This is a genomic window from Nitratidesulfovibrio termitidis HI1 (assembly GCF_000504305.1).
Lineage (GTDB): Bacteria > Desulfobacterota > Desulfovibrionia > Desulfovibrionales > Desulfovibrionaceae > Cupidesulfovibrio > Cupidesulfovibrio termitidis.
In genome coordinates, this window is sequence record NZ_KI632512.1 from 2489811 (window position 1) to 2512860 (window position 23050).

General features: G+C 65.6%; 16 protein-coding genes. 14 read left to right on the plus strand and 2 right to left on the minus strand.

The window, feature by feature from the left end:
- Positions 1-166 precede the first annotated feature (166 nt).
- The 14 genes from hpsG to DESTE_RS10190 all read left to right on the plus strand — a co-directional run bounded on the left by hpsG (position 167) and on the right by DESTE_RS10190 (position 20333).
- A complete protein-coding gene (gene hpsG, locus DESTE_RS10125) occupies positions 167-2638 on the plus strand; it encodes a (2S)-3-sulfopropanediol dehydratase (RefSeq protein ID WP_035067385.1) in 2472 nt (823 codons plus the stop codon).
- Positions 2639-2697: 59 nt separating this feature from the next.
- Complete coding sequence (gene hpsH, locus DESTE_RS10130) at positions 2698-3600, plus strand: (2S)-3-sulfopropanediol dehydratase activating enzyme (protein ID WP_035067386.1); 903 nt, start codon at positions 2698-2700, stop codon at positions 3598-3600.
- 852 nt (positions 3601-4452) lie between these two features.
- Entirely contained in the window at positions 4453-5238 is a 786-nt protein-coding gene (locus DESTE_RS10135; protein ID WP_035067387.1) for an SDR family NAD(P)-dependent oxidoreductase, read from the plus strand.
- A gap of 79 nt (positions 5239-5317) precedes the next feature.
- The gene (locus DESTE_RS10140) at positions 5318-6397 is read left to right on the plus strand and encodes an ABC transporter substrate-binding protein (RefSeq protein ID WP_035067388.1); all 1080 of its coding nucleotides are present in this window, start codon (positions 5318-5320) and stop codon (positions 6395-6397) included.
- 160 nt (positions 6398-6557) lie between these two features.
- Positions 6558-7397 carry an ABC transporter permease gene (locus DESTE_RS10145; RefSeq protein WP_035067391.1) on the plus strand — a complete coding sequence of 280 codons (840 nt, stop codon included), beginning with the start codon at positions 6558-6560 and terminating at the stop codon, positions 7395-7397.
- Positions 7394-8176 carry an ABC transporter permease gene (locus DESTE_RS10150; RefSeq protein WP_035067394.1) on the plus strand — a complete coding sequence of 261 codons (783 nt, stop codon included), beginning with the start codon at positions 7394-7396 and terminating at the stop codon, positions 8174-8176. Before DESTE_RS10145 ends, DESTE_RS10150 begins: the two co-directional genes overlap by 4 nt.
- The gene (locus DESTE_RS10155; protein WP_035067396.1) at positions 8173-8940 is read left to right on the plus strand and encodes an ABC transporter ATP-binding protein; all 768 of its coding nucleotides are present in this window, start codon (positions 8173-8175) and stop codon (positions 8938-8940) included. The genes DESTE_RS10150 and DESTE_RS10155 overlap by 4 nt, the downstream gene beginning before the upstream one ends.
- Before the next feature lie 10 nt (positions 8941-8950).
- Positions 8951-9724, plus strand: coding sequence for an ABC transporter ATP-binding protein (locus DESTE_RS10160; RefSeq protein ID WP_035067398.1), 774 nt, complete (start codon positions 8951-8953; stop codon positions 9722-9724).
- A gap of 161 nt (positions 9725-9885) precedes the next feature.
- Entirely contained in the window at positions 9886-10746 is an 861-nt protein-coding gene (locus tag DESTE_RS10165) for an NAD(P)-dependent oxidoreductase (protein ID WP_035067399.1), read from the plus strand.
- Positions 10747-10888: 142 nt separating this feature from the next.
- Positions 10889-12343, plus strand: a complete 1455-nt coding sequence (locus DESTE_RS10170; protein ID WP_035067401.1) for an NAD-dependent succinate-semialdehyde dehydrogenase — start codon at positions 10889-10891, stop codon at positions 12341-12343.
- Between the two features lie 299 nt (positions 12344-12642).
- A complete protein-coding gene (locus DESTE_RS10175) occupies positions 12643-14019 on the plus strand; it encodes a sigma-54 interaction domain-containing protein (protein ID WP_035067402.1) in 1377 nt (458 codons plus the stop codon).
- 383 nt (positions 14020-14402) lie between these two features.
- Positions 14403-15002: an IMP cyclohydrolase gene (locus tag DESTE_RS10180; RefSeq protein ID WP_035067403.1), complete on the plus strand. Its 600-nt coding sequence runs from the start codon at positions 14403-14405 to the stop codon at positions 15000-15002.
- A 271-nt stretch (positions 15003-15273) separates the two neighbouring features.
- A complete protein-coding gene (gene hflX, locus DESTE_RS10185) occupies positions 15274-17238 on the plus strand; it encodes a GTPase HflX (RefSeq protein WP_245590803.1) in 1965 nt (654 codons plus the stop codon).
- Between the two features lie 1382 nt (positions 17239-18620).
- Positions 18621-20333: an FAD-dependent oxidoreductase gene (locus DESTE_RS10190; protein WP_035067405.1), complete on the plus strand. Its 1713-nt coding sequence runs from the start codon at positions 18621-18623 to the stop codon at positions 20331-20333.
- A 267-nt stretch (positions 20334-20600) separates the two neighbouring features.
- On the opposite strand, the gene DESTE_RS10195 is transcribed toward DESTE_RS10190, so the two are convergent.
- The gene (locus DESTE_RS10195; RefSeq protein WP_035067406.1) at positions 20601-21509 is read right to left on the minus strand and encodes a DMT family transporter; all 909 of its coding nucleotides are present in this window, start codon (positions 21507-21509) and stop codon (positions 20601-20603) included.
- Positions 21510-21844: 335 nt separating this feature from the next.
- On the minus strand, positions 21845-22846 hold the full coding sequence (locus DESTE_RS10200; RefSeq protein ID WP_035070126.1) for a methylated-DNA--[protein]-cysteine S-methyltransferase: 1002 nt from the start codon (positions 22844-22846) through the stop codon (positions 21845-21847).
- Between the last annotated feature and the right edge of the window lie 204 nt (positions 22847-23050).

Below are 23050 nucleotides of genomic sequence, written 5' to 3' on the forward strand. Positions count from 1 at the left end.
CCCCCTTCCATCCCGCGCAGGCCCCCAGAAAGGCAAATGCCACCAGCATGCTGTATTAACACATTTTTATTCCATGGCACACTCGATGCTTATCGCCAGCCAGTGCATGCGTACACCGCCCCCCTGCAACATCACGCACATGGGCCACGGCCCAGGGAGACCTTACATGACCACCTGCCGCCTTTCCCCCCAGGAAGTGCGTCTGCAGAACCCGGAACCGAACAAGGCCGGGCGCGAGCGCGTCTACTCCATTCTCGAAACCTTCCAGTACCAGGTTCCGTTCATCGACGTGGAGCGCGCCCGCTACTTCACCGAGTCCATGCGCACCACCGAAGGCCAGTTGCTGGCACTGCGCTGGGCCAAGGCGCTGCACAACTGCGCCGAAAAGATGACCGTGTACATCACCCCGAACCAGCTCATCGCGGGCCGCGCCGGGCAGTTCGGCCGCTACGGCATCCTGTACCCGGAAATCGACGGCGACTTCTACGGCGAGGTCATGCGCGACCTGCCAGGCCGCGCCAAGAGCCCGTTCCGCATCTCGGACACGGACATCAACATCATTCTCGAAGAAATCGCCCCCTATTGGGAAGGCAAGACCTACCACGAGCACCTCAACGGCGCCCTGCCCGCGGAACTGCGCAACGTCACCTACGCCGACGACTCGGGCCTGAAGTCCAAGTTCGTGGTCAGCGAAACCTCTTCCTACCGTTCCGCCCTGCAGTGGGTGCACGACTACGAAAAGGTGCTGCAACGCGGCATGCTGGACATCAGGGCGGAAATGCTGGCCCGCATGGAACGGCTTGATCCCGACAGCCCCATCGACAACTGGGAGAAGAAGCCCTTCCTTGAAGCCATGGTCATCGTGTGCGACGCCTTCATGCTCTGGGCGAAACGCCACGCCGACCTTGCCCGCGAACAGGCCGCCGCCGAAAGGAACCCCGCCCGCAAACAGGAACTGCTGCACCTTGCCGACATCTGCGACCACGTGCCCGCGCACCCCGCCCGCACCTTCCACGAGGCCGTGCAGTCGCAGTGGTTCGTGCAGATGTTCTCGCGCATCGAGCAGAAGGCCAGCGCCATCATCTCCAACGGGCGCATGGATCAGTACTTCTACCCATACTACGCCAGGGATATTGCCGAAGGCCGCATCACCGAAGAACGTGCCATGGAGCTTCTGGAGTGCATGTGGGTGGAGATGGCGCAGTTCATCGACCTGTACATCAACCCCACCGGCAACGAATTCAACGAAGGCTACGCCCACTGGGAGGCCGTGACCATCGGCGGCCAGACCCCCGACGGCCATGACGCCACCAACGACCTGACGTACCTGTTCCTGCGCTCCAAGCGCGAATTCCCGCTGAACTACCCCGACCTTGCCACCCGCATCCACTCCCGCTCGCCCGAACGCTTCCTGTACGACGTGGCCGAGACCATCAAGGACGGCTCCGGCTTTCCCAAGCTGATCAACGACGAGGAAGTCGTGCCGTTGTACGTGGCCAAGGGCGCGTCCTTCAGGGATGCCCTGGACTACGCCGTGTCGGGCTGCACCGAGGCCCGCATGCCCAACCGCGACACCTACACCTCCGGCTGCGTGTACATCAACTTCGCCACGGCCATGGAAATGACCATGCACAACGGGCGGATGCTGAAATACGGGCCGGACGACCTGGTGGGGCTGGAAACCGGCGACCCCACAACCTTCACCACCTGGGAACAGTTCTGGGAAGCCTACAAGGCCCAGCACATGAACCTGCTGTCCAAGGCCTTCACCCAGCAGTACGTGGTGGACTGCCTGCGCCCGCAGCACTTCGCCTCGCCCTTCGCCTCGGTGCTGCACGACCTGTGCGTGGCAGACTGCAAGGACCTGCAGTCGCCGAAAATCGAAGGCGGCGTGGATTTTTCGTACTTTGAATTCCTGGGGTACGGCACCGTGGTGGACTCGCTGGCCTCGGTCAGGAAGCTGGTGTTCGAAGACAAGAAGGTGACCATGGCCGAACTGGTGGCCGCCCTGCAGAACGACTTTGCGGGGCACGAGCCCCTGCGCGCCCTGCTGCGCTCGGCGCCCTGCTACGGCAACAACAATCCCTATGCCGACGCCATTGCCAGGGAAGTGGACCGCATGACCCAGGTCTTTGCGGAAAAGTACTCCCGGATTCGCGGCATCAACTGCGACGTGCGCTACGTGCCCATCACCTCGCACGTGCCCTTTGGCAAGGTGGTCAGCGCCACCCCCAACGGCCGCAGGGCGTGGACGGCCCTGTCCGACGGTTCCTCCGCCTCGCACGGCGCGGACCGCAACGGGCCCACGGCGGTACTGCTGTCCAACTACAATTCCAAGAACTGCGACCTGGAGAACCGCGCCTCGCGCCTGCTGAACATCAAGCTGTCGCCCAGGTGCGTTGCCGGCGAGACGGGCACCCGCAAGCTCGTGGATCTCATCCGCAGTTGGTGCGACCTCAAGTTGTGGCACCTGCAGTTCAACATCATCAACAGGGAAACCCTGCTCAAGGCCAAGGCCGATCCCGACAGATACCGGGGCCTTCTGGTGCGCATCGCGGGGTACAGTTCCTACTTCTGCGACCTGTCGCCCGACCTGCAGGACGACGTCATCAACCGTACCGAGCACGACGCGATCTAGCCCCAGAGGCGGGGAAGGCCCAGAACCTTCCCCGCCTCCGCCACGGGAGAGGCATACCCATGCACGACAGGGAAATGACGGGCATCGTCTTCAACATGCAGAAATATTCCGTGCACGACGGCGCGGGCATCCGCACCATGGTCTTCCTGAAGGGCTGCCCGTTGCGCTGCGCATGGTGCAGCAACCCGGAATCCCAGAGGCTCCAGCCTGAACGCGGGTACAACCGGTACACGTGTCTTTCGCCCTCGGTGTGCGGCCACTGCATTCCCGCCTGCCCGGCGGGCTGCATCTTCGAGATAGAGGGCCTGCTGGCCATCGACCACCAGCGCTGCACGGGGTGCCTGCGGTGTGCAGACGCCTGCCCCACGAAGGCCATGAGCGTCTATGGCCAGCGCCTCGGCGTTGACGACGTGCTCGAGGCCGTGGAGCAGGACTCCGTGTTCTACGCCCGCTCCGGTGGCGGCATGACCCTGTCCGGCGGGGAGGCCATGTACCAGCCCGACTTCACGGTGGCCTTGCTGCGCGAGGCACGCCGCAGGCACATCAACACGGTGATGGAAACCTGCGGACATTGTGACGGCGATGCACTGGTCGAAGCCTGCCGCCACATCGACGGGTTGCTGTTCGACATCAAGCACCTGTCCACCGAGCGACACCGCCAGGGCACCGGCGTGGGCAACGAGCGAATCCTGGCGAACTTCCTCCGGATATGCGCAGAATTCCCCGCATTGCCCATCACTGCCCGCACCCCGGTCGTTCCGGGATTCAACGACAACGAAGACGACATCCGGGCCATTGCCCGGTTCCTGCCCAAGCGCGCCAACCTCGTGCACGAACTGCTGCCCTACCACCGCATGGGGCAGCCGAAGTACGAGTTCCTCGGCCGCGCCTTTCCCATGGGGGGGGCGCAACTGGAGGAAAACATCATGCCCCGCCTTCAGGAAGTGGCCCTGGCCCGCTGACCCTCCAACCGGCCCCGCGCACCGGCCACCGCGCCGTGCGCGCCATGCCCCCGGCGTGCCCCGCAGCATGCCGGGGGCACTTCTGCGCCCCACGGAAGGCAAACAGTGCAAATCGGCACATTTTCCCGAACGCCACGTCGCATTTTTGCAACAGAAAAACCCTGCACCAAACTCAATTCAGTATAATTGCAGCGTTTTTCACGACGCCACGCCTGAGTCGTATTTTTGCATCATATATAAGATATAGTACACTTCCAGCGAGCAGTATTTCTGCGCTTATAAAATTATTCGCATTTCAAGCGTGTTACAAAGCAATCAACAATGGCAACCAATACTTTTTATTTTGACTCGACCTCTCTCGTCCTGCCCATACCCCCACCATACAACACCTCAATGAGGTCACTGCATTCCCAACGCCAGACAACGACACGCCAATACTCTGTTTTAACTATATAAAACTGCAGAAATAGTGCTGTGCACTCAAACAATTAAACCGTTCGCACAATCATTCACAAACGGCACCCTTCTTGCTTTTCATGCTGCACGCACACGCGTCGACCGTCCATTGCAATGTCGACGCAGTTCTGTGTCCGTGCAAACATAAACGCCACCATACAACACCATATATACATGAAAATAAATCACACGGGGCTTCCCATGCCGGACCATGCACGTTCACGCCGCAAAAATCCGACGAAAGGCCATTGCAGTACCCCGTGCCGAGGTTTTCTCAAAAACGTCGTCGCAGGCATTGTGCCCTCCTCTTGCCACGCGGAGAGGCGCCATCACCCCGCAAGCACGCCGCATCATCCCGGCGTGGACTGCCGATAACCCCACGCCGGAAGGTCCGCCATGCCAGCACTCCGTCCGCAGTGCCCCTTTGCGCTGTTCGATCTTTCCGGCCGGACGGCGTTGGTCACCGGTGGCAATTCCGGGCTTGGCGAAGCCATGGCCACGGCGTTGGGGTTGGGCGGCGCCAGGGTGCTCCTGCTGGCGCGGCGCCGCCGCGAACTGGACGAAGCGGCAACGCGCCTTGCCGGTCTCGGCATCGAGGCACTTGTCCTCTCCGCCGACCTTTCCGACCCTTCCGCCATTGCCGACAGCGCGGCGCACGCCCGCCAGGCGCTGGGGCACGTGGACATCCTTATCAACGCGGCCGGAGTCAACCTGCGCCAGCCCTTCGAGGAAATCACCCCCGAGGCATGGCGACGGCAGGTGGACCTGCACCTTTCCGCGCCGTTCTTTCTGGCCCGCGAACTGGCGCCCGGCATGCGCGAGCGCGGCTGGGGCCGCATCATCAACATCGGTTCCCTGCAATCGTACCGGGCCATGCCCGACAGCGCGCCCTACGGTGCGGCCAAGGGGGGCATCATCCAACTCACCCGTGCCATCGCCGAGGCCTGGGGTCCATACGGCATCACCTGCAACGCCATCGCCCCCGGCTTTTTCCCCACCTCGCTCACCGCGCCGGTGTTCGACAATCCCCAAACCGTGGCCCGGCACGCCGCCCAAACGTGCCTTGGCCGCAACGGCCGACTGGAGGATCTGCACGGCCTTACCCTGTTTCTCGCAAGCAACGCATCTTCGTACGTCACCGGACAAACGATCATGCTCGATGGTGGATTCACGGCGAAATGACTGGTGTTTTCCTGTGTCAAACGGCTCCGTTCCCAGCTTCATGTGACAATTTCACAGAACAGCAACAGCGAGGTCGCACATGAAAAAACGTCTGGCCACTGCCCTTGCCTTCCTGCTCGCCAGCATGCTTCTCACCGGATTCCTTCCCCTCGCCGCGCAAGCGGCGGACAAACCCGAAGTCCGCACCAGCGCGCAGCCCTGTCTGCACGGCATGCCGCTGTGGCACGCGGAAAAAGCCGGTTGGCTCACCAACGCCCCGTTCGTCGACAAGTTCATGCTGTTCGCTTCGGGGGCGCCGCAGGTCGAGGCCCTTGCAGCCAACCAGTGGGACGTGGGGGCCATGGGCGCCCTGCCCACCATGATGGCCAGCATGCGGTACGGCTACAAGCTGATCGGCATCTCCAACGACGAATCCGAAACCAACGACCTGTGGGTACGCCCCGATTCGCCACTGCTGAAGACCAAGGGCGCCAACCCCAAGTTCCCGGAAATCCATGGCAGCGCCGATGACTGGAAGGGCAGGAAGGTGCTGGCCACCACCGTCTCCACCGGCCACTACGCCCTCACCGCCACCCTTGCCGCCCTGGGCCTGAAGGACGCCGACGTTTCCCTCGTGCACATGGAGCAGGGCCAGGCTGTCACGGCCTTCAACGCGGGAGAGGGCGACATCATCCAGCTGTGGGCCCCCTTCAGCTACATTGCCGAGGCCAAGGGCTGGAAAAAGGTCTCTTCCGGCAGCAAGGCCGGGGTGGTCATCATCGGCGGCATCGGCGTGCGCAAGGAATTCGCGGAACAGCACCCCGACCTCGTGGTGGACTGGCTGGACGTGTACATGCGCGGCATCGAGATGATGCGGAACGAGCCTGGCAAGAGCGTCGACCCGCTGCTGAACTACTTCACCGGCTATTGCGGCCTGGAACTGACGCGCGACCAGGTGGAAAAGGAATTCAAGTACCGCCCGCTGTATGACGTGAACGAGCAGGTGCGCCTGCTGGAAGACCCGTCCAAGACTGCGGCATGGATGGACGGCGTTGCCAAATTCATGCTTTCGCAGGGTCGCATTGCCGCCAAGGAATACGACCGCTACGCCAAGAACCACTTCGAGATCGATCCCTCCTTCATGAAGAAGCTGGCCGAACGTCGCGCTGCGGCGAAATAGCCTTTCCTCGCCATCCTCCGGCGGTGAAGCCCGCCGGAGGATGGAACCGAGCCCCGTGGCGGTTTCCGCTCCGGAGTGCCACCCCGGCCCGCCCTTTGCGGGATGGCCGGAAAGGCCGGAAGGTTCCGCCGCCCCCTCCCACGTGCGACAGGAGTCCCGCATGCAGAGCACGACACACGACGCATCAGGCCCCGTATCACTGGATGTGGAAAAAGCCGGATACATCGCGGCCGCAGTACGGCAGCACTGGATATCCGTCATCAGCCTGGTGCTCTTTCTGATCTTTTGGGAACTGATTTGCCGGTTCGAGATCATCGGGCCGTATCAGCTCGTTCCGCCTTCCGAAGTTCTTGGCGTGTTCGCCGACAAGTTCACGAACCCCAACCCCGACGGCGCGCTGTTGCAGCAGCATGCCTGGGCCAGCCTTTCCCTGGCGCTGGTGGGCTTTGGGGCCGCGGTGTGCATCGGCGTGCCACTGGGGCTGCTGATGGGCTGGTACCGCCCCGTCAACCTGATGGTGCGCCCGCTGTTCGACGCGGTGCGCCCCATCCCCCCCATCGCCTGGATACCCATCGCCATCCTGTGGCTGGGCATCGGCATCCACGCCAAGGCGTTCATCATCTTCCTCGCGGCGTTCGTGCCCTGCGTGATCAACTCCTACACCGGCATCCGCCTGACCAACCCGGTGCTGATCCGCGTGGCGCGCATCTACGGCGCCTCCGATTTCGAGACCTTCCGGAAAATCGGCGTTCCCTCGGCCATTCCCATGGTGTTCACGGGCATCAAGCTGTCGCTCAACGCCGCGTGGACAACCCTGGTGGCGGCCGAACTGCTGGCCGCCTCGCAGGGGCTCGGCTACCTCATCCAGCTTGGCCGTCGGCTGGCCCGTCCGGACATCATCATCGTGGGCATGCTGGCCATCGGTTTGCTGGGCGCGCTCATGTCGTGGGGGCTGACCAGGATCGAGTCCCGCTTCGCATCCTCACGGAGGCTCTCATGACCGCATCGTTCCGCAAACGGCTGGTGCCCGTGGCCATGACCACGGGTTCGCTGCTGGCCTTCCTCGTGTTCTGGCAGGTGGTTTCCCTGTACACGAACCCGGAATTCCTTCCCTCTCCACGGCAGGTATGGGTGGAAGCCTTGCGCCTGTTCCACACCCAGGTGGGCGGCAAGGACCTGCTCACGCACGTGGGCTTCAGCTTGCGCCGCGTGCTTACCGCCTACCTGTGGGCCATCGTGCTGGGGCTGCCGCTGGGCCTGTGCATGGGCTGGAACCGGGTCTGCGAGCAGATAGTCTCGCCCATTTTCGAACTGCTGCGCCCCATACCGCCCATCGCCTGGATACCCATCGCCATCCTGTGGCTGGGCGTGGCCGAGGGGTCGAAGGTGTTCATCTGTTTCGTCGGTTCCTTCGTCATCCTGGTGCTGAACTCGTACACCGGCATGCGCTACGTGGACCCGCTGCTGATCGACGCCGCCCGCTCGTTCGGGGCCACGCGCAGGCAGCAGTTCTTCAACGTGGCGGTGCCCGCCTGCCTGCCGTCCATCTTCGCCGGGCTGCAGAACGCGCTGTCCATGGCCTGGATGTGCGTGCTGGCGGCGGAACTGGTGGGCGCGCGCGAAGGCGTGGGCTTCATCATCATCCAGGGCATGGACCTGAACAGGCCGCCCATGATCCTCGTGGGCATGATCCTGATCGGCATCGTGGGGTCGCTGCTGGCGGCCTCGCTGCGCTGGGCGGAACGGGCCCTGTGTCCGTGGCGGAGGGAACTGGTATGACGGAACAGACTGCCAAGATCGAATGCCGCAACCTGTCCAAGGCCTTTCACGTACCCGGACAACCCCAGCGACTGCTGGTGCTCGACCGCGTGTCGCTGGCCGTGCGCGAAAACGAATTCCTGGTCATCCTCGGTCCGGGCCAGTGCGGCAAGACCGTACTGCTCAACTGCATCGCCGGGCTCATCGAACCCTCGGCCGGGGATGTGCTGCTGGACGGCGCCCTTGTCACGGCGCCGGGGCCTGACCGGGCCATGGTCTTCCAGCGCTACGCGCTGATGCCGTGGAAAACCGTGGAGCACAACGTGGCCTTCGGCCTTGCCGTACGCGGCGTGCCGCAGAAGGAACGGCTGGAGATCGCCCACCGCTACATCGACCTCGTGGGCCTGCAGGGCTTCGAAAAGGCCTACCCCGAACAGCTTTCCGGCGGCATGAAGCAGCGCGTGGGCATTGCCCGCGCCTACGCCAACGCGCCGGAAATCCTGCTCATGGACGAACCGTTCGGCGCGCTGGACGCGCAGACGCGCTACGCCATGGAGCAGGACCTGCGTTCCATATGGGAAAAGGAAAAGCGGACGGTCATCTTCGTCACCAACAACATCGAAGAAGCCATATACCTTGGCGACAGGATTCTGGTCATGTCCGTACTGCCCGGCACGGTGAAGGCGGAATACCTGATCGATATTCCCTCGCCGCGCAATTATACAGACCCTGCGTTCCTCACCTACAGAAAGATGATCTCCGAAGCCACGGATCTTTCCATATAGGAGGCATTCCATGGAAGCTGCACCGCAGTATCCCTACGCGCACGAGCGCAAGGTCAAGGTACAGGTGGAAAGCCTTACCAAGTGCTACGGCGACCTTCTGGTGCTCGACAAGATCAACTTCGAAATCTACCAGGGCGAACTGCTGTGCATCGTCGGCCCCACGGGGTGCGGCAAGACCACGTTCCTGAATTGCCTTTCGCAGTTCATTCCCATGACGGAAGGTTCCATCCTGGTGGACGGCGTGCCCGCCTCGCCGGCAATCCACAACATCGCCTTCGTGTTCCAGGAAGTTTCCGCCATTCCGTGGCTGACGGTGGAGGACAACATCCGCTTCGGCCTGCGCATCAAGCGCCTGCCCGAAGACGAGATAGAGCGGCGCACCGAGCGCATGCTCGACCTCGTGGGCCTGCGCAAGTACCGCACCTACTTCCCGCAGCAGCTTTCGGCCAGCATGGAGCAGCGCGTGGTCATCGCGCGCAACTTCGCCATCAACCCCGACCTGCTGTTGATGGACGAGCCCTACGGCCAGCTCGACGTCAAACTGCGCTACTACCTCGAAGACGAACTGATCCGCATCTGGAAGGAACTGGGCAGCACGGTGGCCTTCATCACCCACAACATCGAGGAAGCCATCTACCTCGCCGAGCGCATCCTCATCCTTTCGCCGAAACCCTCCACCATCAAGGAGGAGGTCATCGTGGACCTGCCCCGCCCCCGCCAGTACGACGACCCCGAATTCGTCCGGCTGCGCGAATACGTGACCGAACGCATCAAGTGGTGGTAGGCCCCCGCCCGCCATCGTTCCCAGTCCATAGCGGCCTCTATCGCCCGCGCCGTTCTCCGGCCCCTTTTGGCCCGCTTGGCCACATTCCGGGGGGCGCGACGGACGCAACGTCAAACCGGGTCCGCGCTCTGCGCGGACAATACCCGCCAAGGAGAAACGTCATGCATATCGGATTCATCGGCGCAGGGCTGATGGGTGGTCCGCTGGCCCGCAATCTCATCCGGGCCGGAAAGGACGTCCTGGTCTACGACCTGAACGCCGAAGCCGCCGCGCGCACCGCCAGCGTCGGACCCACCGGGCGCACGGCCTCCGCCCTGGTCGACCTTGCCGGGTGCGACCTGGTGTTCACCAGCCTGCCCCTGCCCACCCACGTGGAAGGGGTGATGCTGGGCGACGACGGCCTGCTGCAACGGCTGAAGCCCGGCGCCATCCATGTGGAACTGAGCACCATCGACCCGCAAACCTCGGCCCGGCTGGAAGCCGCCGCCAAGGCCAGGGGATGCGCCTTCCTGCAGTGCACCCTGGGCAAGACCCCCGCCCATGCGGAAAAGGCCGAGGAACCCCTGTTCATCGGCGGCGACCGGGCCGTGTTCGACAGCCTGGCCGACATCTGGCCCGTCATCGGCAACCCGGCCTACTACATGGGGGGCGTGGCCGCCTCGTGCGCGGTCAAGCTGATCAGCAACATGGTGGGCATGACCAACCTGGCCGTGCTGGCCGAGGGGCTGCGCATCGGCGAAAAGGCGGGCATCGAGCGCGCCGCGCTCATTGCCCTGCTGCAGGACACCGGCGCGCGCAGCTTCCAGATGGACGTGCGCGGCCCGTGGATCGCCGCCGACGACTACGGCAACCGCTTCGGCCTCGACCTTGCCCTGAAGGACGTGCGCCTGGGCTGCGAGATGGCCTCCACATGGGGCATGAAGATACCGGCCATGTCCGCCGCGCTGGAAACCTTCCGCAAGGCGAGCGCGGCGGGCTACGGCCGCGAGGACTGCAACGCCGTCTACAAGGCCACGGAATAACGCCAGACCCACCGGACCCGCCATATCCGCCAAACGGGGCGGACGGCGATCTATCGGATGGGCATATCGGGGCGGACAACTGCATCACCGCATCGCTCCGGCCCCAGGAACACAGAGCCCCACGGAACCGAAAGGAGCACACATGTTACGCAATCCCGAACTGATGCATCAGGCATGCTACATCGACGGCGCGTGGGTCGGCGCCGACAGCGGCGCGACCCTTTCCGTGCACAACCCCGCCAACGGCGAAACGCTGGGCGCCGTTCCCGCGTGCGGCAAGGCGGAAACGGCGCGCGCCATTGCGGCGGCGGCCGCCGCGTGGCCGGAATGGCGGGCCATGACCGCGCTGCAACGGGCAGACATCATGCTGCGCTGGCGCGACCTGATCATGCAGAACCAGGACGACCTGGCGAAGCTGATGACCCTGGAACAGGGCAAGCCCCTGCCCGAAGCGCGCGGCGAAATCGGCTTCGCGTGCAGCTTTCTGCGCTGGTTCGCCGAAGAAGCCCGCCGCATGTACGGCGACATCGTGCCTGCCCCCTGGAAGGGCAAGCGCATCCTGGTCACCCGCGAGCCGGTGGGGGTGGTCGGCGTCATCACCCCGTGGAACTTCCCCACGGCCATGATCGGCCGCAAGGTGGGCGCGGCCTTTGCCGCCGGGTGCCCGGTGGTCATCAAGCCCGCCAGCCAGACCCCGTATTCCGCACTGGCCCTGGCCGGGCTGGCCGAGCAGGCCGGCGTGCCCAAGGGCGTGTTCAACGTGCTGACCGGCTCCGCGCGCGAGATCGGCGGTGAGCTGACCGGCAACCCCGCCGTGCGCAAGGTAAGCTTCACCGGCTCCACCGAAGTGGGCAAGCAGTTGATCCGCCAGTGCTCGGACACGGTCAAGAAGGTGTCCATGGAGCTTGGCGGCAACGCGCCGTTTCTCATCTTCGACGATGCGGACATCGACCTCGCCATAGTGGGGGCCATGGCCAGCAAGTATCGCAACACCGGCCAGACCTGCATCTGCGCCAACCGCTTCTACGTGCAGGCGGGCGTGTACGACGAGTTCGTGCAAAAGCTGACCGTTGCCGTTTCCGCCCTGAAGGTGGGCAACGGCCTTGACGACGGCGTGACCCAGGGGCCGCTCATCGACGACAAGGCCCTGGCCAAGGTCGAGGCACAGGTAAAGGATGCCCTGGGCAAGGGCGGCACGCTGGTCTGCGGCGGCCACCGCCACAGCCTTGGGGGCAACTTCTTCGAGCCCACCGTCATCGCGGACGCCACCCCGGCCATGGCCTTCGCCAGGGAAGAAACCTTCGGCCCGCTGGCGCCGGTGTTCCGGTTCAAGACCGAGGCCGAGGCCGTCGCCATGGCCAACGACACGGAATTCGGCCTTGCCGCCTACACCTATACCCGCGACCTCGGCACCGCCTTCCGGGTGTCCGAGGCGCTGGAATACGGACTGGTCGGCGTGAATGAAAGCCTCATCTCCACCTGCGAGGCCCCCTTCGGCGGCGTGAAGGAAAGCGGCATGGGCCGTGAGGGATCGCGCCACGGCCTCGATGATTACACCGTCATCAAGTATACCTGCATAGGCGGTCTTGGCGGTTAGGCTCCTCGTGTCGGCGAGGGCGTACGCCGGGACATGACCCCGCATGGGATGGCACCCCAGGCCCCCGCCGTCATGTGTCCGCCAGCCGGGCATGCGTTGCCACGCGCATGCCCGGTCTTTTGCCGCGTAAAGGCCGTCCGTCTTTCCTTCCCACCGTCCTTCGCCTATACGAAGCATACGGCGAAGCGAAATTCCGCTAGTGCCCCCGCCGACCACCCGCGTCACGGAGGGGGTCGTGAACCGGCCGTCCGGACTCCCCGGACGGCCGGGTACACGGTCACCCCCGCCAAGGGAGCCCCATGCTTTCGGAATACTTCCACCAGTTGCTGGACACCTTCAAGGACGCCATCTGCATCACCGACCATGAGGGGATCATCGTCTACCTCAACCGGCGGTATGGCGAACTGACAGGCTTTCCCCCGGAAGGGTTGGTCGGCAAATCCGTCATCGAAATGATGCGCCACGGCGTGTTCGACACAGTGCTGAACCCCGAGATCGTCAAGACCCGCCAGGGCACCACTTCCATCCAGAACATCTCCAACGGGCGCAAGCTGTTTCTCGACGGCAGCCCCATCCTCGACCGGGACGGCAAGGTGGTCTACGTGATCACCTTCATGCGCGACGTGACCACCCTGATGGAACTGAAGCGCGAACTGGCCTCGCAAAAGGAACTGCTGGACACCTTCCAGAGCCTCAGCAGCGCAAGTCCCGAACGCACCGAAAACTACCCGCTGATGCTGCACAGCACGGTCATGCGCAAGCTCTGCGACCAGCTTGCGGGCATTGCCGAGACCGACGCCACCGTGCTGCTGCTGGGTGACACGGGCGTGGGCAAGGACGTGCTGGCCCGTCGCCTGCACGCCGTCAGCCCGCGCGCGGGCAAGCCCTTCATCAAGGCGGACTGCGCCAGCATTCCGGCCAATCTCATCGAAACGGAATTGTTCGGCTACACGCCTGGCACCTTCTCCGGCGGCAACCGGCACGGCAAGATGGGCCTCATCGAGGCGGCCACCGGGGGTACCCTGTTCCTCGACGAAATCGGCGAACTGCCCATGCCCATGCAGTCGCGCCTGCTGCGCCTGCTGCAGGACCGCGAGGTGATGCGCGTGGGTTCCACCACGTCCGCCCGGGTGGACGTGCGCATCGTGGCGGCCACCAACAAGGATCTTGAAAGGGAGGTGCGCGACGGCAGCTTTCGCAGCGACCTCTACTACCGCCTGAAAGTGGCGGTCATCCGCATTCCTCCATTGCGCCAACGCAAGGCGGACATCGTGCCCCTGGCGCAGGGGTTCCTGAAATTCTACTGCGCGAAATACCGCCGCAGCCTCACCCTTTCGGACGACGCCGAAGACGCCCTGCGCGAGCACCACTGGCCGGGCAACGTGCGCGAACTGGAAAACCTGATGCAAGGGCTGGTGGTCACCTGCCAGCTCGGCGCCATAGAGGCGCGCGACCTGCCCTTCGCCCGGCCCGCTTCGTCCAGGCCCGATGTTGGCCGCGAAGCCGGAACCGGATTGGAAATCGAGGGGCGCAGCTTCAAGGACATCATGCACGAACTCGAAGGGCGCGTGCTGCGCCAGGCGCTGGCCCGCTACGGCACCATCGCCGAGGTGGCCAAACAGTTCGGCGTGGACCGCAGCACCATCTTCCGCAAGCTCAAGGGCTGGGAAGACTGACGGGGCGCGGGCCCGTCCGGCGCGTCCGGCGCGTCCGGCGCATCCGGCGCATCCGGCCGCCAATTTCCGGCTGAACGCAGGCCCCGCCGTCCTCCGCCGCCTTCCGTGCGTGGACGCACGCCGCGCCATATCCTTGCAGGCCCGGAATGCCTCGCGACAGGGGGCCACCCCCTCGTCCTCCACAGCCTCCACAGCCTCCCCTCGTCGGCACGCCCGGCGCCCTGCCTGCCGCGCAACCGCAAAGCGCATTGCGGGATGGAACACGCCCACCCCCGCGTCAATGACGGCGCGCGGCGGGGCATACCGCTCACGCCCTTGCGCTGGCGGGCTTCTTCTGGCACTGGCAAGTGAACGTTTACGAGATTCCGCGACAAGGAGAACGCATGGAGTTCCTGCCCATCAAACGGGCGCTCATGAGCGCCACGGACAAGAGCGGCCTGGCCGACTTCGCGGCCTTTCTGGCGGGCAACGGCGTGGAACTCGTCTCCACCGGCGGCACGCGCCGCATGCTCGAAGGCGCGGGGCTGAAGGTCACCCCCGTCAGCCGCGTGACCGGCTTTCCCGAAATCCTCGGGGGCCGGGTAAAGACGCTGCACCCGCACATCCACGGCGGCGTGCTGGCCGACAAGGACAACCCGGAACACGTGGCGACGCTGCGCGAACTGGGCATTGCCCCGTTCGACCTCATCTGTGTGAACCTGTACGACTTCGCCACCGCCGCGGCCAAGGGGCTGGACCTCAGGCAGGCCGTGGAGGAAATCGACATCGGCGGCCCGTGCATGCTGCGCGCCGCGGCCAAGAACTACCACTCCATCCTCGTGCTGCCCTCTCCCGCGTTCTACGGGCGGGCCATGGAGGAAATGCGCGCCAATTCCATGCGCGTGGGGCTGGAGTTCCGGCGCGAGATGTCGGTGCTCACCTTTGCCGCCACGGCGGCCTATGACCGGATGATCGCCGATTATCTGGCCGCTGCGGCCCGTTAGGGCCACTGCCTCCGCTTCGACTGCCGACCGGGCGCCCGCAAGGGCGCCCGGTTTTGTCATGCGGCGGGCCCGTTCCCGCCCCCGAACTGGCGAGCTGACCATGGAGCAACGGGCCAGTGTCCCCCTGTCCCCCTGCCCCCCTGCCCTCTGGGAAAAGGCTACCATCGCCGCCGCCCCCTCGCCCATGTCCCGCTTCCCCGCGCCGCCCCTTCCGCGTATGCTGTCCCTTCGCGCCGGGCAGCCGACCGCAGATGACCTCATATGACCTCATATGACCCAGGCGCACCACATCTCATTCCGCCAGCGCAGGAGCACTCCCATCGCCAAGGTTCTCGGCAACACCCAGGGGCTCAAGCCCAGCCACGTCAAGGCCCTGACCCGCCTGTACCAGCGCCGCTTCCCGTCCGTGGGGGGCTATGCGCACGAGCAGGCCCGCGAACTGGCCGCCCTGTCCCGCAGCGTGGGGCGGCAGGTGGCCGTGCTCATCGACCGGCAGGGCCGCGTGGCCATGGTGCTGGTGGGCGACACCGGGGCCATCACCATTCCGGAACTGCCCCGCGCCCGCACCGGCACGGGCCGCCTGCGCGGCCTGCGGCTGCTGCACACCCACCTCGGGCCGGACCTGCTTTCGCAGGAAGACCTGATGGACCTGCTGTTCCTGCGGCTGGACGGCTTTGGCGTGCTTACCGTGAACGAATGGGGCGAACCGCTGACCTTCCAGCACGCCCACCTGCTGCCACAGCCAGAGGACGGCAAGGCCTACCGGGTGCACCCGGCCCAGCCATGGGACCGCGTGGATACCGACGTGGTGGCCCAGGTGGAGGCGCTTGAAGCCGAAATGGCCCGCGCCGCCAGCGACGCGCGCGCCGTGGCCCCCGCCCGTGCGCGCGGCGCTGCCGCAACCGCCGCCGGGGCCGTGCCGCAGGGCCGCAGCCATGCCGAACACATCGCCCACACCGCCGCCCTTGCCGCCGAGGAAGAAGGCCCCGCCGCAGTGCTGGTCAGCGTCTCCACGGCCCCCCGGCCCTTGCAGGAACTGAATCTGGCCGAGCTGACCGAACTGGCCCGCACCGCCGGGGTGCGCTGCGCGGGCACCCTGATCCAGCGCGTGCCCTCGCTGAACCCAAAGTTCATCCTGGGCAAGGGCAAGCTGGCAGAACTGGAGGTGCTGGCCCTGCAGGGCAACGCCACCATGATCATCTTTGACGGCGAACTTTCTCCGGCCCAGTTGCGCAACCTGGCCGACGTCACCGAACGCAAGGTGCTGGATCGCACCCAGCTGATCCTGGACATCTTTGCCCAGCACGCCACCACCCGCGCGGGCAAGTTGCAGGTGGAAATGGCCCAGCTGAAGTACACCCAGCCCCGCCTGGTGGGGAAAAACCGCGCCATGGACCGCCTGATGGGCGGCATCGGCGGGCGCGGCCCCGGTGAAACCAAGCTGGAAACCGACCGCCGCCGCATCCGCGACCGCATCGGACGCATCAAGGACGAACTGGAATCGCTGCGCCGCCAGCGCGCCTACGCCCGCGCCCGGCGCGCCAAGCAGCGGGTGCCGCTGGCCTCGCTGGTGGGCTACACCAACGCGGGCAAGTCCACCCTGCTCAACGCCCTGACCAACAGCGCGGTGCTGGCCGAAAACAAGCTGTTCGCCACGCTGGACCCCACCACCCGCCGCCTGCGCTTTCCGCACGAGCGCGAACTGATTCTTGCCGACACCGTGGGCTTCATCCGCAACCTGCCAAAGGAACTTCTGGAAGCCTTCCGCGCCACGCTGGAGGAACTGGAGGCGGCGGACCTGCTGATCCACGTGGCCGACGCGGGCCATCCTGAACTGGACCGGCAATTGGGCGCGGTGGACACCATCCTCACCGACATGGAACTGCACGAGGTGCCGCGCCTGCTGGTGCTGAACAAATGGGACACTCTGGACGAGGAAACGCGCGAAGCCCTGCGCGCCGTGCACCCCGACGCCATCACCCTGTCCGCCGCCACGCGGCAGGGGCTGGACGAACTGGTGGCGTCCATTGCCGCCCGCATCGACTGGGAACGCGATCTGCGCCCCTGCGGCAAGCGGACGGGCAAGAGCAGCGGCGGGAATGCTGGTGACGCATGGGATGGACAGGACGGGGACCAGTGCCTTCCGGACGAAGAGAGCCACGCGGATGAAGCGAACACCGATGAAGCAGACGCCCCATACGACTGGCCGGAAATGGAATCGGACCGGCTGAACTGACGCACGGGCGCCTCGCGCCGCCGGGCATGGGGAAACAGGGCAAAGGCAACCCGAGGACAGCGGGACTGACGGCATGGAGACATGGCTGCTGCCGTTTCCCCCCGCCTCACGGGCGCACGAGCGGCGCACCAATCAACGCGCAAGCGGAAGCACGACGGGGTGCGCGGCGGTATGCCCAGCCGGATGCCTGACGGACGCGTGGCAGAGGCAACAGAACACACCGCCAAAGCTCGCACAGCATGTGGTGCAACCCTGCATCGTGCGGGCGCACAATGCCATACGACGATGCACACCTGCAGCGTCACACCCAACATACCGCGTTCATTGAAACTATTTTTTCGAAAAAAATGTTCTTTCCTTTCTGCATATTACAACTGCAACATGGCGGTACCGCACCATGACATCATGCGCATATCCAACTCCATCAATGGATGCGCCATGTTGCGCAATCAAAAAATGCGTCACCACAACGTCGCAAGAATGCCGCCGCAGCGCCGCACCCCCTTTACAGCCGACACGCGCAGGGCTAGGGTTTAGTCACCGGCGAAAGACATCGGCCTAGCCAGTGGGCCGGAATCCCGCCGGAGTACGCAGCAACGCCGAGGGCGTTGCGAGGTCCGCAACCAGTGCACAGAGCGCTCGCAGCCTGAGACCAACCAGACCAGGCGGAGCCCAGCCGAGCCACGGCACGACGCACGGAACGCGACAGAGGCCAGATGCGAAGGAACGCCATCGGAGGACTGTTCTGGCAGAGATTTACCCCCATAACGGCAAAGCGAGTTGCCCCCAATGAATAGGGACACGGAAGATAATCCCTAACAGGCGTGCAGCAGAGATCCCGGCGCAAAGCGCGGAATCTCCCGGATATCCGGAGCGCACGCCTTTCTTTTCGCCTTTTTTCCACCCGCTGTTCTCGCGCCCTGCGCGGAGCTTTCCTTTCCCCTCCTTTCCGCCTCCTTCCGCCATTCGGCCCGCCAGTCAGCCAGCCAGTCAGCCAGCCCGCCAAACCCGTCGCGCTTTGCGGCTTTGCTGTCCACGCAGCAGCCCGCCTGCATCGCGCACTTTTTTCGCCCCACCAGCGCAGTAAGCACACGCAGACCTTGCCACACGACGCGAAAGCGCCTAAATCATACCCAGACAGTAGGCAATAACCCCACTTGCGTGGGGTATTTCATGTTGTCATCTTGACGACGGCCCGCACCTGGGGCAGTGCAACCCCTTGCGGAGCCGAACTTTTCCGGCCGTTCCGTACCGCGTCGCCGCCGCTGCCGCATGCTTCGGCAAGCCCCGGCCCACCCGCGCAAGCCCGAACAGACGCGCGCCCCCGTGCCGCGCGCCGCACCCCGCGCCGTCATCCGCGCGCAGCCCACGGAGGTTTCAGCATGTCCACGCACGTCGTCGTCATCGGGGCAGTCGCCCTTGGCCCCAAGGCCGCCTGCCGGTTCAAGCGCCTCGCCCCCGACGCCAAGGTCACCATGATCGACCAGTCGCCGCGCATTTCCTACGGCGGCTGCGGCATTCCCTATTTTGTCTCGGGAGAGGTCAACAACATCGACGCGCTGCAGGCCACCCCCTACAACGTGGTGCGCGACCCCGAATTCTTCCGCGTCAACAAGGACGTGGACGTGCTGACGGAAACCCGCGCCGTGTCCATCGACCGCGCGGCAAAGACCGTGCTGGTGGAGCACCTGCGCACGGGCGAACAGCAGACCCTTTCCTATGACAAGCTGGTGCTGGCGCTGGGCAGCCGGGCCAACCGCCCCCCCGTGGAAGGGCTGGACCTTGCGGGCGTGACCGCCGCCACCAACCTGGAAGAAGCCGAAATCATCCGCAATTCCGTGGCTTCGGGCACGGTGAACCATGCCGTCATCGTGGGCGGCGGGTTCATCGGCCTGGAAATGGCCGTGGCCCTGGCCGACATGTGGGGCATCGGCGTGACCGTGGTGGAACTGGCCGACCGGCTCATGCCGGGCTTTTTGTCCTCCACCCTTACCCGCATGGTGCGCCACGACCTTGAGAAGAACGGCGTCACCGTGCTGACGGGCGAGAAGGTGGTGCGGCTGGAAGGCGAGGACGGCGCCGTGGCCCGTGTGGTGACCGACAAGCGCACCATCGATGCGGAACTGGTGATCATGGCTGCCGGGGTGTCGCCCAACACGGCCATCGCCAAGGCGGCCGGGCTGGAAACCGACCCGCGCGGCGCGCTGATCGTCAACGACCGCATGCAGACCAGCGACCCGGACATCTATTCCGGCGGCGACTGCGTGACCATCCCCAACCTGATCACCGGCAAGCCCGGCTTCTTTCCGCTGGGGTCCATGGCCAACCGCCAGGGCCGCGTGGTGGGCACCAATCTGGCGGGCGGCGACGCCACCTTCCCCGGTGCGGTGGGCAGTTGGGTGGTCAAGCTGTTCGAAATCTCGGCCTGCGGCGCGGGCCTGACCATCGAAACCGCCCTGCGTGAAGGCTTTGACGCCATCAACGTGCACGTGGAGCAGTTCGACCGGGCGCACTTCTTCCCGGAAAAGACCATCATGTCGCTGGAACTGGTGGTGGAAAAGGCCACCCGCCGGGTGCTGGGCATCCAGGGCGTATCCACTCTGGGCGACGCGCTGACCGCGCGCATCAACGCCGTGGCCACCATGCTGGCCGACAAGCCCACCATCGAGGACATCAGCAACGCCGAAATCGTGTACTCGCCGCCGTTCGCCTCGGCCATGGACATCCTGAACGTGGCGGGCAACGTGGCCGAGAACATCCTTGAGGGCCGCGCCAGGGTCATCGACCCCGAAGAATTCGAACGGCTGTGGAACGAGCGCGCCAGCAACGACACGGTGTGCTTCATCGACACGCGCCTTTCCGGCAACGCCGTGCCACTCATGGAAAAGTACCCCGACCACTGGAAGAACATCCCCGAGGAGCAGATTCACGACAGGCTGGGCGAAGTGCCCACCGACCGCACCGTGGTGCTGGTGTGCAACACCGGGCTGCGCGCCTACGACGCCCAGCTCATGCTGGCCAAGGAAGGCGTGACCAACACGGTCAGCGTACAGGGCGGCATGGTGGCCATGCACAAGATCGGGGCGGATATCTAGTTCTTGAATGCCTTCGGGGGCAGAACGGTAGCCGTTACGCGGGCGCGAAGCGCGCATGTTACGGATACCGATCGCAACGCGGGCCCAGGCCCCCTTCCCCCCATTTAAGGTATTACCGGAAGATTCCTCGCTCTCCCCCCAACTGAAAAGTTTTGGGGGGAGGGGTTCGGGGAGGGAGACCTTTTTACGCTCTGCGGTCGCCATCCGTAAGGTTCGCGCAAGCGCTCACCTAACGGCTGCCGCAAAAGGTCCCCTCCCCGATTCAATTCATGCCGTCACCCGCCCCCGGAACAACTGGCGCAGGTCCAGCAGCAGCACGAGTCCCGCCACGATGCACGCGGCTCCGGCGGCCATGGCCGGGGTGATGCGTTCACCCAGGAACAGCGCGCCCCAGCCCATGCCGAACACGGGAATGAGCAGCGTGACGGTAAGCGCACGGGCCGGGCCGGTATCTTCCACCAGCCGGAAGTACAGCAGGTAGGCCACGGCCCCGCAGACCAGGGCCAGGCTAACGATGCAGGCCAACACCAGCGGCGTGAGCAGGGCAGGGTTGTGCATGGCGGGCGCAGGCCACAGGGGCAGCACGGGCAGCAGGGGCAGCAGGGTCAGCGCCGCGCCCAGTTGGCTGCCAGCGGCCACCGCACCGGGGCGGATGCCCGCGCCGTGCAGCTTGATGTAGGTGGCGGCAAGGCCGTAGCACAGCGGCGCGGCCAGCCCGGCGCCCACGGCCAGCAGTACCTGGGGCGTCGGTTGCACCGGCCCCACCCCCACCATGACGGCCACCCCGGCAATGCCCAGCGCCAGCCCGGCGATGCGGGCGGGCGTGACGCGCTCGTGCAGCCATATTGCCGCGCAGATCACCCCGAACAGGGGCGCGGTGGCGTTGAGCACGGCGGAATAGGCCGCCGGAATGTGCAACGCGGCATAGGCGAACAGGGCAAAGGGCACGCCGGAGTTCACCGTGCCCACGATGACGAAGAAGCGCCAGTGGGCACGCAGCCCCAGGTCCGCACCGGTGGCGCGAAACCAGGCGAACAGGGCCAGGCCCGCCAGCAGCACGCGCATCTCGGCGGTCAGCAGCGGCCCCAGCGCAGGGGCCACCAGCCGCATGAACAGGAACGACGCCCCCCAGATGGCGGCCAGCAGCAACAGGCGAAACAGATCGACGGGACGCATGGTTCCTCCCGATAAAAAAGCGTGATTTTGCCCCAATCGAACGACCGAATGGTCGAACGCGACAGGGGAGCAGCATCTCGGTACGCGCTGCGCGCCGAAGCTGCCGGAAATGGCGACAGAGAGCAATGTGCGGTGAGGGGGCGACGGGCGAGCGCCTTCCACGTCGTCGGCGCGGACCCTGCCTTGCGCAGGCGGCGGACAGGCCGACGGTGTTGCGACTTCCATCCCGTGTCGTCTTATCCGCCCCGACCCGCCTTGGAGTCAGCCTGCGGCGGGCGGACGACGAAGACGGAGCGCGCGTGGCAACGGGATGACCGGGGGACGAAGCACCGCCGTCACCCGCTGGGCATTCGGGCGGATTCGCGGCGCAGCAGTTCGGCTTTTCGATCCACCCCCCAACGGTAGCCGGTAAGCGCGCCGTCGCGCCCCAGCACGCGGTGGCACGGCACCACCACGGCCACGGGGTTGCGGGCACAGGCGGCGGCCACGGCGCGCACGGCCGTGGGCCTGCCAATGCGGGCGGCAAGCTGGGCGTAGCCCAGCGTCGTGCCGGGGGACAGTTCGCGCAGGGCGCTCCATACCGCATGCTGAAAGGCTGTGCCGCGCACGTCCAGCGGTAGCGCGGGGTGCGCGCCGCCATGCTCGACGAAGGCCACCACGGTGCCCAGCCATTGGCGCACCGCATCGCTCGGGGTGTGCAACTCGGCACGGGGAAAGCGGCGTTGCAGGCCGGAAAGCAGCGCCTCGCGGTCATCGCCGATGTCGATGGCGCACACGCCGTCCTCCGTGGCGGCCATGACCAGCCAACCCAGCGAGGTCTGCGCGGCGGCCACGGCCAGTTGCTGGCCGGGCGCACCCTTGCGGTAGCGGGCCGGGGTCATGCCCAGCATGCCGTGCGCATCTTCGTAGACCCGGCTCGGCGAACCGAACCCGGCCTCGTAGATGGCCTCGGCCACGGGCACGCCCCGCTCCAGCGCACCGCGCAGGCGCTGTTCACGGCAGGCCTGCTGGTAGACGCGCGGCGAAACCCCCACCAGCCGGGTGAACACCCGCTGGAAGTGGCCGGGGCTCAGCCCCGCCGCCCCGGCCACTTCCGCCAGGGGCACCGGCTCGGCACGTTCGCGCAGGGTGGCGCAGGCGGCGCGGACCAGCGCCAGGCGCGGGTCGTCGGACCTGGGAGCAACCTCTGGCGCGCCAGCGGCGCAGGTCGTGCCAGTTGAACCTGTCACGCCAGATGACCCTGTCACGGCGGTCACGGCGGCCACCGGATCGGCGGCGGTATGGCGGATGGGCGTGTCCATGACGGCAACATAGGCCCGCCGCGTGCGCTTTTCCATCCGAATCTTGCGCTGCCCCCCGCCGGGCAGGAAAATTTTCCCTGCCCCCGCCACCCTGCCTTCCTCCTGCCTGCAGCCCGCGCTCCGACTGGAATCCGGCGGCATCGCCTGCCCGTGCGACGGCATGTACACCTTTGGACCAACCGATGGCCGCGTGGACGGAACAGCCCCATGCGCGTATGCAGGGGCATGGAGTTCTGCCGT